The organism is Nonomuraea sp. NPDC003201 (genome assembly GCF_053590415.1).
The window spans coordinates 45,127-58,246 of sequence record NZ_JBSFTC010000006.1 but is presented as its reverse complement, the minus strand read 5'-3'; the positions used below and the strand labels follow the sequence as shown (position 1 = coordinate 58,246).

9 protein-coding genes are annotated in these 13,120 nt (G+C 70.1%); all 9 read right to left on the bottom strand.

Annotated features, from left to right (window positions below; all coding sequences use genetic code 11):
- Positions 1-11: 11 nt before the first annotated feature.
- Positions 12-1,625, bottom strand: coding sequence for an FAD-dependent oxidoreductase (locus ACWDX9_RS04955; RefSeq protein ID WP_449949182.1), 1,614 nt, complete (start codon positions 1,623-1,625; stop codon positions 12-14).
- Positions 1,625-2,737, bottom strand: coding sequence for a hypothetical protein (locus ACWDX9_RS04950; protein ID WP_449949179.1), 1,113 nt, complete (start codon positions 2,735-2,737; stop codon positions 1,625-1,627). The genes ACWDX9_RS04955 and ACWDX9_RS04950 overlap by 1 nt, the downstream gene beginning before the upstream one ends.
- On the bottom strand, positions 2,734-3,702 hold the full coding sequence (locus ACWDX9_RS04945) for an acetylxylan esterase (protein ID WP_449949176.1): 969 nt from the start codon (positions 3,700-3,702) through the stop codon (positions 2,734-2,736). Before ACWDX9_RS04945 ends, ACWDX9_RS04950 begins: the two co-directional genes overlap by 4 nt.
- 36 nt (positions 3,703-3,738) lie before the next feature.
- A complete protein-coding gene (locus ACWDX9_RS04940; RefSeq protein ID WP_397373429.1) occupies positions 3,739-4,635 on the bottom strand; it encodes a carbohydrate ABC transporter permease in 897 nt (298 codons plus the stop codon).
- Positions 4,632-5,471 carry a carbohydrate ABC transporter permease gene (locus ACWDX9_RS04935; RefSeq protein WP_449900969.1) on the bottom strand — a complete coding sequence of 280 codons (840 nt, stop codon included), beginning with the start codon at positions 5,469-5,471 and terminating at the stop codon, positions 4,632-4,634. Before ACWDX9_RS04935 ends, ACWDX9_RS04940 begins: the two co-directional genes overlap by 4 nt.
- A 149-nt stretch (positions 5,472-5,620) precedes the next feature.
- Positions 5,621-6,985, bottom strand: coding sequence for an ABC transporter substrate-binding protein (locus ACWDX9_RS04930; RefSeq protein ID WP_449949173.1), 1,365 nt, complete (start codon positions 6,983-6,985; stop codon positions 5,621-5,623).
- A gap of 44 nt (positions 6,986-7,029) precedes the next feature.
- Positions 7,030-8,295, bottom strand: coding sequence for an enolase C-terminal domain-like protein (locus ACWDX9_RS04925; protein ID WP_449949170.1), 1,266 nt, complete (start codon positions 8,293-8,295; stop codon positions 7,030-7,032).
- Positions 8,292-9,209, bottom strand: coding sequence for an NAD-dependent epimerase/dehydratase family protein (locus tag ACWDX9_RS04920; RefSeq protein WP_449949167.1), 918 nt, complete (start codon positions 9,207-9,209; stop codon positions 8,292-8,294). The genes ACWDX9_RS04925 and ACWDX9_RS04920 overlap by 4 nt, the downstream gene beginning before the upstream one ends.
- A 182-nt stretch (positions 9,210-9,391) precedes the next feature.
- The gene (locus ACWDX9_RS04915) at positions 9,392-12,937 is read right to left on the bottom strand and encodes a hypothetical protein (protein ID WP_449949164.1); all 3,546 of its coding nucleotides are present in this window, start codon (positions 12,935-12,937) and stop codon (positions 9,392-9,394) included.
- Positions 12,938-13,120: the final 183 nt, after the last annotated feature.

Here is a 13,120-nt window from a genome sequence, read left to right as displayed (position 1 = left end):
TGCTGGGGAACTCAGCTCGCGGACCGACCGGTGCGGATGTCGTCGGGCCACTCGAGAGTGACACCGAGGTCATCACGAAGACGCCGCTGCAGGCGGCGGAGGCTCCCCGGATCGGCCCGGAGCTGCGCCGGTGTCTGGGCCGTCTCGGCGACCTGGGCCGCCAGAGCGCCGACCGCCTCGCCGATGGACCATTCGACCGGGTGCAACCGGTACGCGCCGTTGGCGACATGCGTGGTGCCGATGTTCTTGTTCGCGGCGACGAGGTTGTCGACGTCGACCGGGATGAGGGCTCCGAGCGGAATCTGGAACGGGAAGCAGTCGATGTCGACATAGCCTCGGCCGGAGGTGCTGGGATGCAGGTCGATGCGGTAGTGGCCGATGCCGACGCTGTCCTCGAAAAGGGCGCTCCCCTCGCCGGGTCCCCGCATCTCCACCCCGATGTGCGCCTCGGTCACCCGGAACAGGGGACGGATCCGGCGTGACTCGCGAATGTACACCTCCTTCGCCAGGCCATCCGAGGTGCCCGTGACATCGCCCCTGGGCCGCAGTTCGGGATAGCCGGTGCCGCCGTCGTGGCGCGGGGCCTCGGTCTGCATCCAGTGGACGAAGCTGCGGGTGAGGGAGCGCGCCTCCGCCAGCGCCTGCTCGCGCTCCTCCGCGCTCACGCCGAGCAGCGGACGCTCCCAGTAGTCGATCTGCGGCCAGTTCACCAGCGTGATCTCGCCACCGGGAAAGCTCGGGTCGAGGTTCTGCCGCGACAGGATCCGGCGGTAGTGCCACAGGTCGTCGGCGCCGGTGTGGACGGCCTGCTCGGGCGAGTGGGCGAACAGCGGCCGCCACCGCACCTCACCCGTATCGGGCACGATGTCCTTCCAGGACAGCTGCGGGCCGGGCCAGCGGGGGTCCACGGTGTCGCGCCAGTGCTCATAGTCGCCGGGCCTGTCGATGGTGTGGTCTTCGCCGTCGCGATATTCGAGTGCCACGCACCAGGTGACCGCCTGCTGATCCCGTGGATCCGGCTCCGGCGGTGCGTGGAGTTCGCCGGTGTCGTCGCGCGACTCCGCCCCGATCGTGAAGAACATGCCGGCCTGCTCCAGGAGGTCGCCTTCTTCGGTGGCGTCGGCCACGAGGCGGGCGGTCACCTCGACGAGGTCGCCTTCCCGGCTGCGCAGCCGCACGCTGGCGATCTGCCGGTCGCGGCGGTCCACGTTCACCACGTCGTGTTCCCGCAGCAAGGTGATCGCGCCCGAGGCGAGGTGCGGAGACAGCAGCTCCTCGATCGCCAGCGCGCCCACCCTCGGTTCGTGACACAGCCGCGAGACGTTGCCTCGCCCCGGATTCAACTGCGGGTCCGCGGCCGCGTCCGGCGCAAGCGGATAGAGGCGGCGATAGTGGGCGCGGACAGTGTCGCGGAGCTCCCGGTACGACCCGGATCCGAGCTCGGTCTCGATCCACCGGTGCTCGTCCGGCGGAACCGCCTGCGTGGTCAGCTGACCGCCGAGCCAGTCCGACCGCTCGGCGAGCACCACCCGGATGCCGAGGCGCGCCGCCGTCAACGCGGCGGCGACTCCCCCGAGCCCTCCTCCGACGACCAGAAGGTCCGGGTGAAGCGTACGTTCGCTCATCACATGCCCCTTTCATGAACGATTGCGGGTCCGGCGGTCGCCTCCATGCACGCGAACCAGCCTTCGGCGAAGTCGATGTCAGGCGCCCGTCCGGCGGGCAGGACGATCGTCGGCTCCGCCGCCGCCGGTCCGCGTGGCCGGTCACGCAGTTCCGCGACCACCTCGGCCACCCGCGATCCGATCGGTTTCACCCGTCCTTCGGCGTCGATGAGGCCCAGGCCGTACTCGAGCTCGTCGAAGCCGGTGAAGCGGCGGCTGATGTCGTGGGACGCCCACCAGGTGACGGCGCCCAGTCCGGGGACCGCGGCGGCACGCCGGAGCATCCGCTCGGCGAAGTCCTCCACGGCCACGTCCGTGAGCCAGAGCGGGGAAACCCCGAGCTCCTGGATCCACACCGGCTTGCCCGCGGCGCCAGGGGTCGCGCGGGCGACCTGCGCGAGATAGTCGGGGATGGCCCAGGCGCGCTCCTCCCCGACCCGGGCGAGGGCACCGGTGAAGAACGGCCACGCGTGCACCGGGACGAGATCGCACGCGCCGGCCACGAACGCCCGCCCGATCGGGGCGTCATCGCTCATCCACGGCACATGGTCGACTCCCACGGTGACCGGCACGGAGGCCGCACGAGCGGCGCGGAGCATTCTCGCGGCCCAGGCCTCGCCTTCGCCTGGCTTGAGATGGCGCATGAGGACGTTGGGCTCGTTCGCGACATCGACGCACCAGAGTGCCGGGTGGCCTTCGACCGCTCGCGAGACGGCGCCGACGAGCAGTTCCGCGGCGCTGACGGCCGCGGCGTCGGTGAAGGGATCGACGTCCTTCAGCCAGGACGGCCGGAAGTCGAAGCCGCTCAGCCAGCCGTTCAGCACGGTCACGCAGACGTCGAGCCCGCTCTCCGCCGCACGGTCGAGCAGGCGGACGAGGCGGCGCAGCGCGCGCGGCGACACCCAGGACGGGTTGGGCTGGAAGAGCGGCCACAGGCACTGCACGCGCACATGGTCGAACCCGAGCGAGGCGATCTGGTGGAGATCCTCCGCGAACGCGTCGTCATCGTCCTCTGCCCAGGCATACCACCAGTTCTCCCGCGGCAGGTAGTTGACCCCGAAGCGCGCGCTCATGCCCGTGCCGTCCCTGCCAGGAGGGCAACCTGCCGCGGCCATTGAGCCGCGGCTCCGCCTTCGTGGCCGTTGAACGAGTACACAGTGATCTCCTTGGGGCCCGCGTAGGCGTTGAACGCGGCGAACACCGTCGACGGAGGGCAGGTCTGGTCCATGAGCGCGACCGAGAACAGGGCGGGAGCGGTGGCCTGGGCCGCCAGATTCACGCCGTCGAAATACGAGAGCGTGTCGAAGACCCGCTCGGCGCTCTCGCGGTGCACGGCGAGATAGCGCGTGATCTCCGCGTACGGCTCGCGGTCGGTCAAGCCGACGGCGCGCTCGAAATGGCACAGGAACGGCACGTCGACGAAGACGGCCACGAGGTCCTCCGACAAGCCTGCGGCGGCGAGCGCGATGCCGCCTCCTTGGCTCCCGCCGGACACCGCCACGCGGGTGGCGTCCACGGACGGGTGCCGGCGCACCGCGTCGACGGCACGGACGGCGTCGGTGAACAGCCGCCGGTAGTAGTACGTCCCGGGATCCTCGATGCCGCGGGTCATGACACCGTTCGCCGCCGGCCCGGACCCGTGCGGGTCGGGAGTGGCACCGCCGACTCCCCACGCGGAGCCCTGGCCACGCGAGTCCATCACGAAGCACGCGTATCCGGCGGCGACCCACGGAAGGTACTCGTGCGGCAGTCCGCGGCCTGCCCCGTAACCCAGGAACTGCACGACGGCGGGGTGGGGCCCGTCGCCGGGTGGCAGGAGCAGCCAGCCGGCGATCGGGTCGCCGGCGAACCCCGGGAAACGCACGTCGAGGACGTGGCATCCGACGAGCGGCGTCGCGGCCGGGGTGAAGTGCGGATCTCCGCCCGCCTTCCGGGCGTCGGCGAGCGTCTGCCGCCAGAAGGTGTCGAAGCCGGCGGGGACCCGGACCTCTGGCCGGTACGCGCGGAGCTGGTCGATGGGCAGGTCGAAGTGGGGCATCGGTGTCCTTGGAGCGGGTGCGGACGAGGCGTCGGCTCAGCCCTTGAGCGCGCCGGCGTTGCCTGCCGCCTGCAGGAACTGGCGCTGGAGGGCGAGGAAGAGACCGACGGGGATGATGACCGAGATGAAGAGCGCGGCCATGAACTGTGAGAAGTCGATGGAGCTCTGCAGCCTCGGCAGCGCGACCGAGATCGGCTGGTCCTGCGGGTTCGGCAGGACCAGCAGCGGCCAGAGGAACTCCTTGTAGGAGCCGACGAGCGTGAGGAGGCTGACGACGCCGAGAATCGGGCGTGACATCGGCAGGACGATGGAGAAGAACATCCTGAAAGGTCCTGCTCCGTCGATGCGGGCCGCGTTGAAGAGCTCCCGGGGGATGTTGGCGAAGAATCGCTGCATGAGCAGCACGTTGACGGCGTTGGCCGAGGACGGGAGCCACACCGCCCACATCGAGCCCAGCAGGCTGACATGGACGAGCGGAATGTCGATGACGGTCAGGTAGAGCGCCACAAGGGAGATCACGCCGGGAATGAACAGGGTGGCGAGGAGCGCCGCGAACACGGCCTTGGCGTACTTCGGCCGGAGAACCGCCAGACCGTAGCCGCCGGTCGTGGCGACGAGGAGCCCCAGGAACAGCGACCCGGCCATGAGCGCGAGCGTGTTCCAGAAATATCGCCCGAAGTCGACGCGTGTCCACACCTGAACGAACGAGTCCCAGTGGATGCCGCTGGGCCACAGGGAGAACGGCGCCGACAGCGTCTCGGTGGTGGTTGACGTGGCGGCCTTGAAGAGCCAGAAGAGCGGGCCCGCGCAGAGGATCACGAGGCCGGCGATGACGAGCGTGCCGATCGCCGCGACCGAGACGCGGACGACAGGTCTGCGACGATCGAGGAAGGAGAGGATGCCGCGTTCGGACGTAGCGGTTTCGGTGGTCATGAGGTGCTCCAGCGTCTGGTCGCCCAGAGGTACACGGCGGACAGGGCCGAGAGGACGACTGCCAGCAGGACGCTCAACGCGGTGGCTCGGCCGTAGTCGCCCGAGATGAAGGCGTAACGATAGATGAGCATCAAGATCGTGACGGTGCGGTTCTCCGGACCGCCGTTCGTCATGATGTACGGCTCGGTGAAGACCTGGAACGTGCCGATGACCTGGAGCAGGAACATCACCAGAAGGACACCCCGCATCTGGGGCAGGGTGATGTGCCAGAACCGGCGCGACACCGCTGCTCCGTCGGCCTCGGCGGCGTCGTACAACTCGGTCTGGATGCTCATCAGCGTCGCCAGGTAGATGATCGTGGCGGTGCCGAACGACGCCCACGTCGCCTGCAGCACGATCGACGGCATGGCCAGATCGCCGTCGTTCAGCCAGGGGACAGGGCCGAGGCCGAACCAGCCCAGGACGGTGTTGAACACCCCCTTGGGGCTGGGGTCGAAGAACGCCTTCCACAGCAGCACGGCGACGACCGGCGGGAAGATCACCGGCAGGTAGACGAGCGCGGACGCGATCCTGCGCGCGCGCCGCAACTCGCCGATGAAGACCGCCAGAAGCACCGGGACAGGGAACCCGATCACGAAGGCCAGGATCGAGAACCACAGGGTGTTCCAGGTCGCCGTCAGCAGAAGAGGGTCCTTCAGGACGCGGGCGAAGTTGTCGAGCCCGACCCATTCGGAGGTGAGGAAGTTCGTGCGCTGCAGGCTGAGCAGCAGGGAGCGGAGAATCGGCCACCAGGAGAACAGCCCGAATGACGCGAGAAGGGGGATGAAGAAGATCAATGTCGAGAGTCCGCCGCGGCGGACCCAGCGCACGACACCGCGCGAACGCTCTGTCGTCGGGGGAATGGTTGCGTCCGTCATCGTTCCGGAGGCGCCTTTCTGCACTGTCGTCTCCCGTCGCACCGGCCGGCGCGACGGGAGGCGACGGTTCAGCCCGCGTCGATCGCGGACTGGACCTTCTTCTGAGCGTCGTCGAGCAGGGCGGTGATGTCGGCGTCCCGTCGGGTCAGCACCGCCTGCACGACGTTGTCGAGGATTCCGTACGTCTCCTGCGCCTTCGCCGCCGGTTCGGGCACGAGCGGCAGCGTCTTGGCCGAGTCGAAGTACGCCGCGAAGTGCTCGCGCGGCACGTTGACGTAATCCTTCACCCACGTCAGATACCGGTCGGTGGTGGCCTGGTCGAAGAGCGGGAGCACCGGTGCGCCCACCGGCAGCTTGTCGGCGACGGCGGCCTTGGCGCCCGTGACGGCCGCCTGTTCGTTGTTGTACTTGTTGAACTCGGCGAACTCGATCCACTTGAGCGCGGCCTTGATCTCCTCCGCCGAGGCCCTCGGATTGATGATGGCCACGGACCCGCCGCCCAGAGTGCCGAGGCCCCCGGGCGCCTGCGGCATCGGGGCGAGGCCGAAGTCGTCCGGCTTCATCCCGAGAGACTGAACGACCGGGGTGTACGTGTCCGCACCCTGCACGATCATGCCGACCTTGCTGCTGGCCAGGGCGTTCGTGATGTCCTTGTACCCGATGAGGAAGTCGGACCCGAAGGTGTCGTCGTCCCAGCGCAGGGAGCGGTAGAACTCCAGCGCGGCGCGGGTGGCGTTGTTGTTGAGGTTGGCCTGCTTGCCGTCATCCGACTGGATCTTGCTCCCGAAGGCGTAGCTCATGGTCGTGAGCACCCAGCCCCCGGTGTTGTCCTTGGTCATGGCGCCGAAGCCCTGCACGCCGGTCTTGGCATGGATGGCCTTCGCGGCGGCCCGCACCTCGTCCCAGGTCTTCGGCGGCGCGTCGGGGTCGAGCCCGGCCTTGGTGAACAGGGCGCGGTTGTACAGCAGCCCCATGCTGTAGGCCTGGACGGGAACGCCGTAGACATGGCTGTCCGGGCTCGTGGCGACCTTCAGGATCGACGGGTTGACCCGCTTGACGGCGGCGTCCGCGCCGACGTAGCCGGTGATGTCCGCGGCCTGCTGCCGGGCGATGATCCCCTGCATCTCCGTGAAGGGCACGTAGAACACCGTGGGCAGCTTCCCGCCCGCGACCAGCGCCTGGAAGGTGTTCACGTCGAACGAGGACTCGTCACCGGTGACCGTGATGCCGGGGTTGGCCTTGGTGAAGTCGGTGATCTTACGCTTGAACGCCTTGAGCTGATCGGGGTTTTCCTGGGTGGGCTGACCGGCGACGGTGATGGAAACGGAGCCGGGCTGCGACGGGCTCTCGGCGCCACAACCCGTAGTGAGAGCGAACGCTGCAGCACTGGCACTGAGGGCGGCAGCAAATTTCCGGACATTTGTGGGGGGCATGGGTCTCCTCAGTACTTTGTGCTGGTGTTGTCGCGGTGCTGCGGTCAGGGGGCGATGAGTCCTCCGTCCAGGCCTCGGACGCGGGCAGCCCAGGCATCGTGTCCCGACAGCCCCGCGGGGTGGCGGGCGGCGGCGGACTCGTCGAGATCGATGCCCCAGCCGGGAGCTTCGTTCGGGCGCAACCAGCCGTTCTGGATGCGCAAGGTACCTGGGAACACTTCGTGCACGGGCTCGCCGTACACGTGCCCTTCCTGGATGCCGAAGGCCGGGCTCGTCACGTCGAGCGCGACATTGGCGGCGGCGCCGATCGGCGAGGTGTCGCCTGGACCGTGCCAGGCCGTACGGACGCCGACGAGCTCGGCGGCTGCGGCGATCTTGCGCGCGGCGGTCAGCCCGCCGATGTCCGACACATGGGAGCGGATGAAGTCCACGCCGCCCCCGAGGACCAGGCGCGCGGCATCCGTCACCGAGGTCGTCAGCTCGCCGACCGCGAGCGGCACGGGAGAGGCGGCACGCACCTCCGGCAGGCGATCCCAGTGCTCGGGGGCGATGACGTCCTCGAGGAAGAAGAGCCGATAGGGCTCGAGCGCGCGGGCGAGAACGATCGCCTGCTTCGGGGTCAGCCGGGAGTGCACGTCGTGGAGCAGCTCGATCTCCTCGCCGAAGCGCTCACGGGCGGCGGCGAACAGCTCCCGCGTACGCCGCAGGTACTCCGGCACGCGCCACCCGCCCGGGTACGGCGCGGACGCCTCGCTGACCTCAGCCGTCGGAGGAGCGCCGTAGGTGCCACGGCCCGACTGGCCGACCTGGAGCCGGATGTGCCGCAGCCCGGCTTCGCGGAGGCGTTCGGCCTGGTCGAGGGTCTCCTCGATCGACGACCCGCCCGCGTGCAGGTACGTGTCGGCGGCGGCGCGTACCTTGCCTCCCAGCAGCTCGTGAACGGGTCTCCCTGCCCGCTTGCCGGCGATGTCCCACAACGCCTGGTCGAGCCCGGAGATCGCGTTGTTGCCCACCGGCCCCTCACGCCAGTAGCCGGCGAAGCGGGCCAGCCGCACCAGGTCTTCGATGTCACCGGGGTATCGCCCGACGACGAGCCTGGCGAGATGATCCTCGACGTACGAGGCGACCGCGCGCCACCGCTGCGTGTACGTGGCGCAGCCGAGCCCGTAAAGGCCGTCGTCGCTGGTGGTCACCTTCACGACCAGCAGCGGGATGCCCTCGGGGGCGGTGGCGATCGCCCGGACGCCCGTGATGCGCACGTCGTCGGGCGCGTCCCACGGCTGTGCGAATGCCGTCGTGTCGTCGCTCATGCCGGCGTCTCCTGGAAGGTCGCGTTGATCGGGCCGCTCGGGTCGCCGAGCCGGTGCCGCGGCACCCATCCGAGGACGCGGCGGGCGGCAGCGGTGTCGATGGGGGCGGTGCGCCCCGGGAAGTCGCGGCGGCGTTCGCTCGTGGGGGCGAAGCGATCGAGCAGGAGGTCCGTCGGCTCCCCCACGATGGTGTCCTCCGCCGCCAGGAGCAAGGTGTGCATCCCGGAGATCGGGTGCGTCAGCCCGCGCAGCACCGCGTCCAACGCGTCGGCCATCGCCAGGTACGCCCATCCTTCCCGGGCGAGACGCGCCTGCTCGACCGGGTTCCGGCTCAACCGCGCGGCGATCTCCCGCAGTTCGGGAAGATCCCTCACTAGCGGGAAGCGCAACGCCACCACCGCGATCCCCCAGCGGCTGTGCGCCCAGGCCCCGGTCTGCTCATCGACCCACTTGGACAGCGAGTACGCGTCGTCATGCGCGACCGGCGACAACTCGTCGAGCGGGTAGTAGGCGGGAGTGAGATCGTGCCGGTTGAAGGGAACGCCGAACGCGTTGATCGAGCTCGCGATGACGGCGCGGCGCACGCCGACCTCGCCGGCGACGTTCAGCACGGTGAAGGTGGCCGAGGTGTTGCCCACGAACACCTCGCGCGCGGTCCCCAGGCCGGGGTGCGGTATGGCGGCGAGGTGCACGACGGCGTCCACGTCCTCGAGCGCCTGCCGGACCAGAGTCTCGTCGGCGGCGTCACCGGTGAACACCCGGTCGGCCCGCGACGGCCCTGACCATGCGGTCGAGAGTGCCGTCACGGAGATGCCCGCACTCAGCAGTGCCTCCACGACCGGCCGGCCGATGGTGCCGTCCGCACCGGTGACCAGCACGCGCGCGGGCTTCACGGGCGAGGCGGAATCAGTCAAGAGCAGTCCTAAAGATCTCAGCAAAGTCAGTTGCGAAACCGCTTTCGTAGCAGACCATAAGATCGCGGAGCGTGTCAATCACCGCGTTATCCCGTATCGGCCGCCGAATTCGCGGTTTTCAGGGCGCGCGCCATCCCGGGTTCGCCTTTCTGGGGCGAACCCGGGATGGCCCTGCCAGGCGTTCAGACCCGGCAGGTGACTCGCCGGTAGTCGAGCTCACGGTCCTGATAGGCGAAGTTCCCGCCGGCGTCCAGGTACGACGCGGAAACCACCGCGGTTCCGCCCGCGAGTTCCTTGCCCGTGCCGGAGAACGTGTGCAGGACCGCACGGCCCGGCGCGACCCGCGGGTACGCCTTCTCGCCGAGCGGCGTCACGAGGCGGAGGTCGATCGGCACCTTCTCCTGGTTCACCGCCACGACGGTGAGGCGCGGCGGGGACGACAGGCAGGACGACAGCGCCGTGGCCTTCACCTTTACGTTGCCCGCGGGGGCCGCCAGCAGGCGCAACGGCCGGAACTTCGCGGGGTCCTTCGACTCCGCCACGCCCTTGCCCCACGTGCTCCATCCGCGCCGGCCGGCGCCGTCGTTCTCGTTGACGGCGACGGTCGCCGAGAAGATCCCGTTGCCGGGATTCACGCCGATCGCGCCGAACGGAACCGACAGCTCGTACGTGGTCGTCTTCGCGACTTCGTCACGCGTCACCGCCGACGCGAGCCCCTCGGTCGTGGCGTTCGCGGGCAACCAGCGCGCGAGGTCCACCGGACCGGCGCCGGTGAGGGCCGTGCCGATCTCGCTGACCGGTACGGCGCCTTCGCCGGGCCATCCCGGCGTCGTACCGAGCTGGACGCTGTCGCCCTGCCAGATGTTCATGGCCCGAGCGGGCTGGGCGTGCGCGTTGTCGGTGATCACGGCGGTCAGGTACAGGCGCCCGGTGTCGTGGGTGAGCCAGAGACGGCCGCTGTGATCCTCATCGCCCGCCCAGCCGCTGATCACCTGCTCGGCCGCACCGAGCGTCTGCGCAGGAAGGACCGCTACGGCATCGTCGAGCTTGCCGTCCACCCGCACCGGGCGGAACGCCACATCGACCGGATCCGCGCCGACGAGGGTCCCGCGCGCGGTGGCGGTCGCGTCACCGGTGGCGGTGGCGGACCAGGCACCGAGCTCGGACAGCGGCACGTCGACGGAGACACTGTCGTCGCCGGCGACAGTGGTGCCGGGCAGCGCCCGGCCGCTCGACGAGCCCACGGTCCAGTCGATCCCGTCGATCTTGACCGGTTCGGCGCCGCGGTTCACGAGGGTGAGGCGCAGCAGGCCGGCCCCGGTGGCGTTGAGCGCGTGCGTACCGGTGAGCCCGAGCCGGGCCACCACGTCGGCGGTCGCCGCGAGCAGCCCGACCGTGCGATCGCCCTCGCGGACCTCGGCGGTCCAGGTACGCGTGCCCACGCCCGCCGGCGGCAGCGTGACGGCGACCGACCGGGTCTCACCCTTCGCCACCTGCGCCGACGTCGTGCCGGCGCCGGTTCGCAGGGACACGTCCAGCGCCCGGTCCCCCGCGGCGACCGTCCACTTCGCCGCGGGCGCGAGACCCTCGATGGCCTGGCCGACCGTGAGCGCGTACGGCGACTGCGCGGACACCTCTCCCACCTCTCCGGTGAGATACACCGGGTCCTTGCCCACGGCGACGTGGACCCGGCCGTCGGCGTCCGGCCGCAGCGTCGCCTCGGCGCCGTAGAGGTCGGTCACCTTGACCTCGCCCGCCGCCTTGATGCTCCAGGTCTCCGGCTTCAGCGCCCACAGGGCCTGCATGCGCGTGGCGGCGGGCTCGCCGGGGCGGGCGCCGAACTCCACGCCGAAGCGCCCGCTGCCGAGCGCCGGCACCTGCCGGACCTCGCGGTCGTCGGTCTGGCGCGTCAGGATGCCCTGCGCGACGAAGGCCGGCTTCGGGGTGTACGCGCCTCGGGGGTCGTTCTCGTTGCGGATGATGCCGAAGCGGTGCTCGGGATTCTTCGGGTCGGTGCCGTCGTCCTTGAAGTCGTAGACGGTGTACTTGCCGATCCCCTTGCCGAGGGCCAGCAGTTCCGCACGGGACAGATTGCGGGCCTGCGACTTCTCGTCGGCGCCGAGCGGCGTGTCGGAGGTGTGCCATCCGTGCTCGCTGAGCCAGATCGGCATGTCGCGGCGCCCGGCAGCGTCGAGTTTCGCCCGGATCACCCCCACGTGATCCATGAACGACTCCGGCTCGGCGGCGAAGTCGTAAGGGTGCGTGGTGAACGCGTCGAGGTCGTCGAGGCCGCCGGCGGCGATGAAGTCGTCCACCCACTTGGACCATTCGTCCATCGGGGCCAGCGCCGGGCCGGCCAGCTTCGCGCCGGGATGAGCCGCGCGGACCCGATCGGCGGTCGTCGCCAGCAGCGCCGCGTAGTTCGCCGCGGTCGCGCCGGCGGGCCCGGTCCGGTCGCGCAGATTCCACTCGTTCCAGACCTCGTAGAAGGTGTCGTCCGTGCCGAACGTGGCGACCGAGACGTCGGCGTAGTTCGCGAACGCGTCCCGCCCGGCCTGCGTGGCCGGCGCCTCGCCCTCGTGGTAGAGGCTGTTGCCGTACGCGAGGATGTCGAAGAACTGGAGGTTGTTCCTCGACAGCGCGGCGGTGTACGCGTCCACCTTCGCGGGGAAGTCGATCGTGCCCTTGACCTTCTCCGCCTGGGCCCAATAGGCCTCGTCCCGGGCGAAACCGGCTCCCGCGTCGGCGATGAGCGGGATCGTGTCGGTGGACCAGGCCTGCCCGTAATGCGTCGCGACTCCGATGCGCTCCTCGCGCGCGTCGGACGCGGGGAGCACCGACACGTCGGTGCCGCCCGCGACGCGCCGACCGTCCGGCTGCACGGCCACGAGATCGACCGAGTACCAGCCGGTGGGCAGTTCGCCGAGCGTCAGCGTGCCCCCCAGCTGCGAGGTCTCCTTCGCACCGGAGGTCACCACAGCGTTGTCGACGTCGCGTACGGTCCACTCCAGGGACTTCGCCGCGGTGTGGACGCCGAACGACACCTCCTGCCCGGTGGTGAACGCGTTACCGGTCGTCGTCGGAACGATCGCGAGGTCGGGCGCGGGGCCCCGCGCGGTCACGTCGTCCACGTCGATCGTCGCGGCCGGGCCGTTGACGACGCGGAACGCGTCGACCAGGAGCGACAGGTGCTTGAGCGGCCCGTGCCAGACGCCGTCGTTCGCACCGCCCCAGTGGATGTACTCCGCCGCGCCGGCCGGGGCGAAATCACTCACCGTGACGGTCTGCCACTGCGATCCGGGAGTGAGCGGGCGAGTCTGCTGATGCGCCTGCCCGGTGCTGTCGATCATCCGGACGACGATGCCCTTCAGCTGGGTGCTGCGCAGGGCGAAGGTCAGCGAGCGAGCGTCGATCGAGGGGATGCCGCGCGCCATCTCCGCGGTCCCGCTGGGCGCGTTCACCTGGAGACGGGCGGAGCCGCTGCCGCCGGCCGGCGCGTCCGGGGTCACGGTCAGCGACGCGGTCGTGCTGCCGCTGGTCGCCGTGAACCAAGGGGTGACGCCGTTCTCGAAGTCTCCGAGTACGACGTCGCCCGGTGCGGCCTGGACCGGTGTGGCCGGTGCGACGAGTGTCGCGACGGCGACGCCGAGCGCGACCAGCCCGGAGACGACCGCTCGGCGTAATGGACTCCCTGTCAATCGGCGGGCGGGGGTGGGGCCAATCGACATGCTCACTCTCCTCGCTGGACGGCGACCTGACCATGGTTGCGAAACCGATTTCGCATTGGCCGAAGTGTGAGCGGCGGCCAAGGTCACTGTCAAGGCACACTTTCCGGACGACGCGCACGCCCGCGGGACGCCGCCCGGCCTCCCCCGCGCCTCCAGCCGGAGCGGGTCATTGACGCGCCTTCG

Bases quoted from the DNA above. Each gene is read 5' to 3' on its own strand.
- ACWDX9_RS04945 (WP_449949176.1), bottom strand. From the start codon at position 3,702: ATGCCCCACTTCGACCTGCCCATCGACCAGCTCCGCGCGTACCGGCCA.
- ACWDX9_RS04955 (WP_449949182.1), bottom strand. From the start codon at position 1,625: ATGAGCGAACGTACGCTTCACCCGGACCTTCTGGTCGTCGGAGGAGGG.
- ACWDX9_RS04925 (WP_449949170.1), bottom strand. From the start codon at position 8,295: ATGAGCGACGACACGACGGCATTCGCACAGCCGTGGGACGCGCCCGAC.
- ACWDX9_RS04930 (WP_449949173.1), bottom strand. From the start codon at position 6,985: ATGCCCCCCACAAATGTCCGGAAATTTGCTGCCGCCCTCAGTGCCAGT.
- ACWDX9_RS04940 (WP_397373429.1), bottom strand. From the start codon at position 4,635: ATGACCACCGAAACCGCTACGTCCGAACGCGGCATCCTCTCCTTCCTC.
- ACWDX9_RS04915 (WP_449949164.1), bottom strand. From the start codon at position 12,937: ATGTCGATTGGCCCCACCCCCGCCCGCCGATTGACAGGGAGTCCATTA.
- ACWDX9_RS04950 (WP_449949179.1), bottom strand. From the start codon at position 2,737: ATGAGCGCGCGCTTCGGGGTCAACTACCTGCCGCGGGAGAACTGGTGG.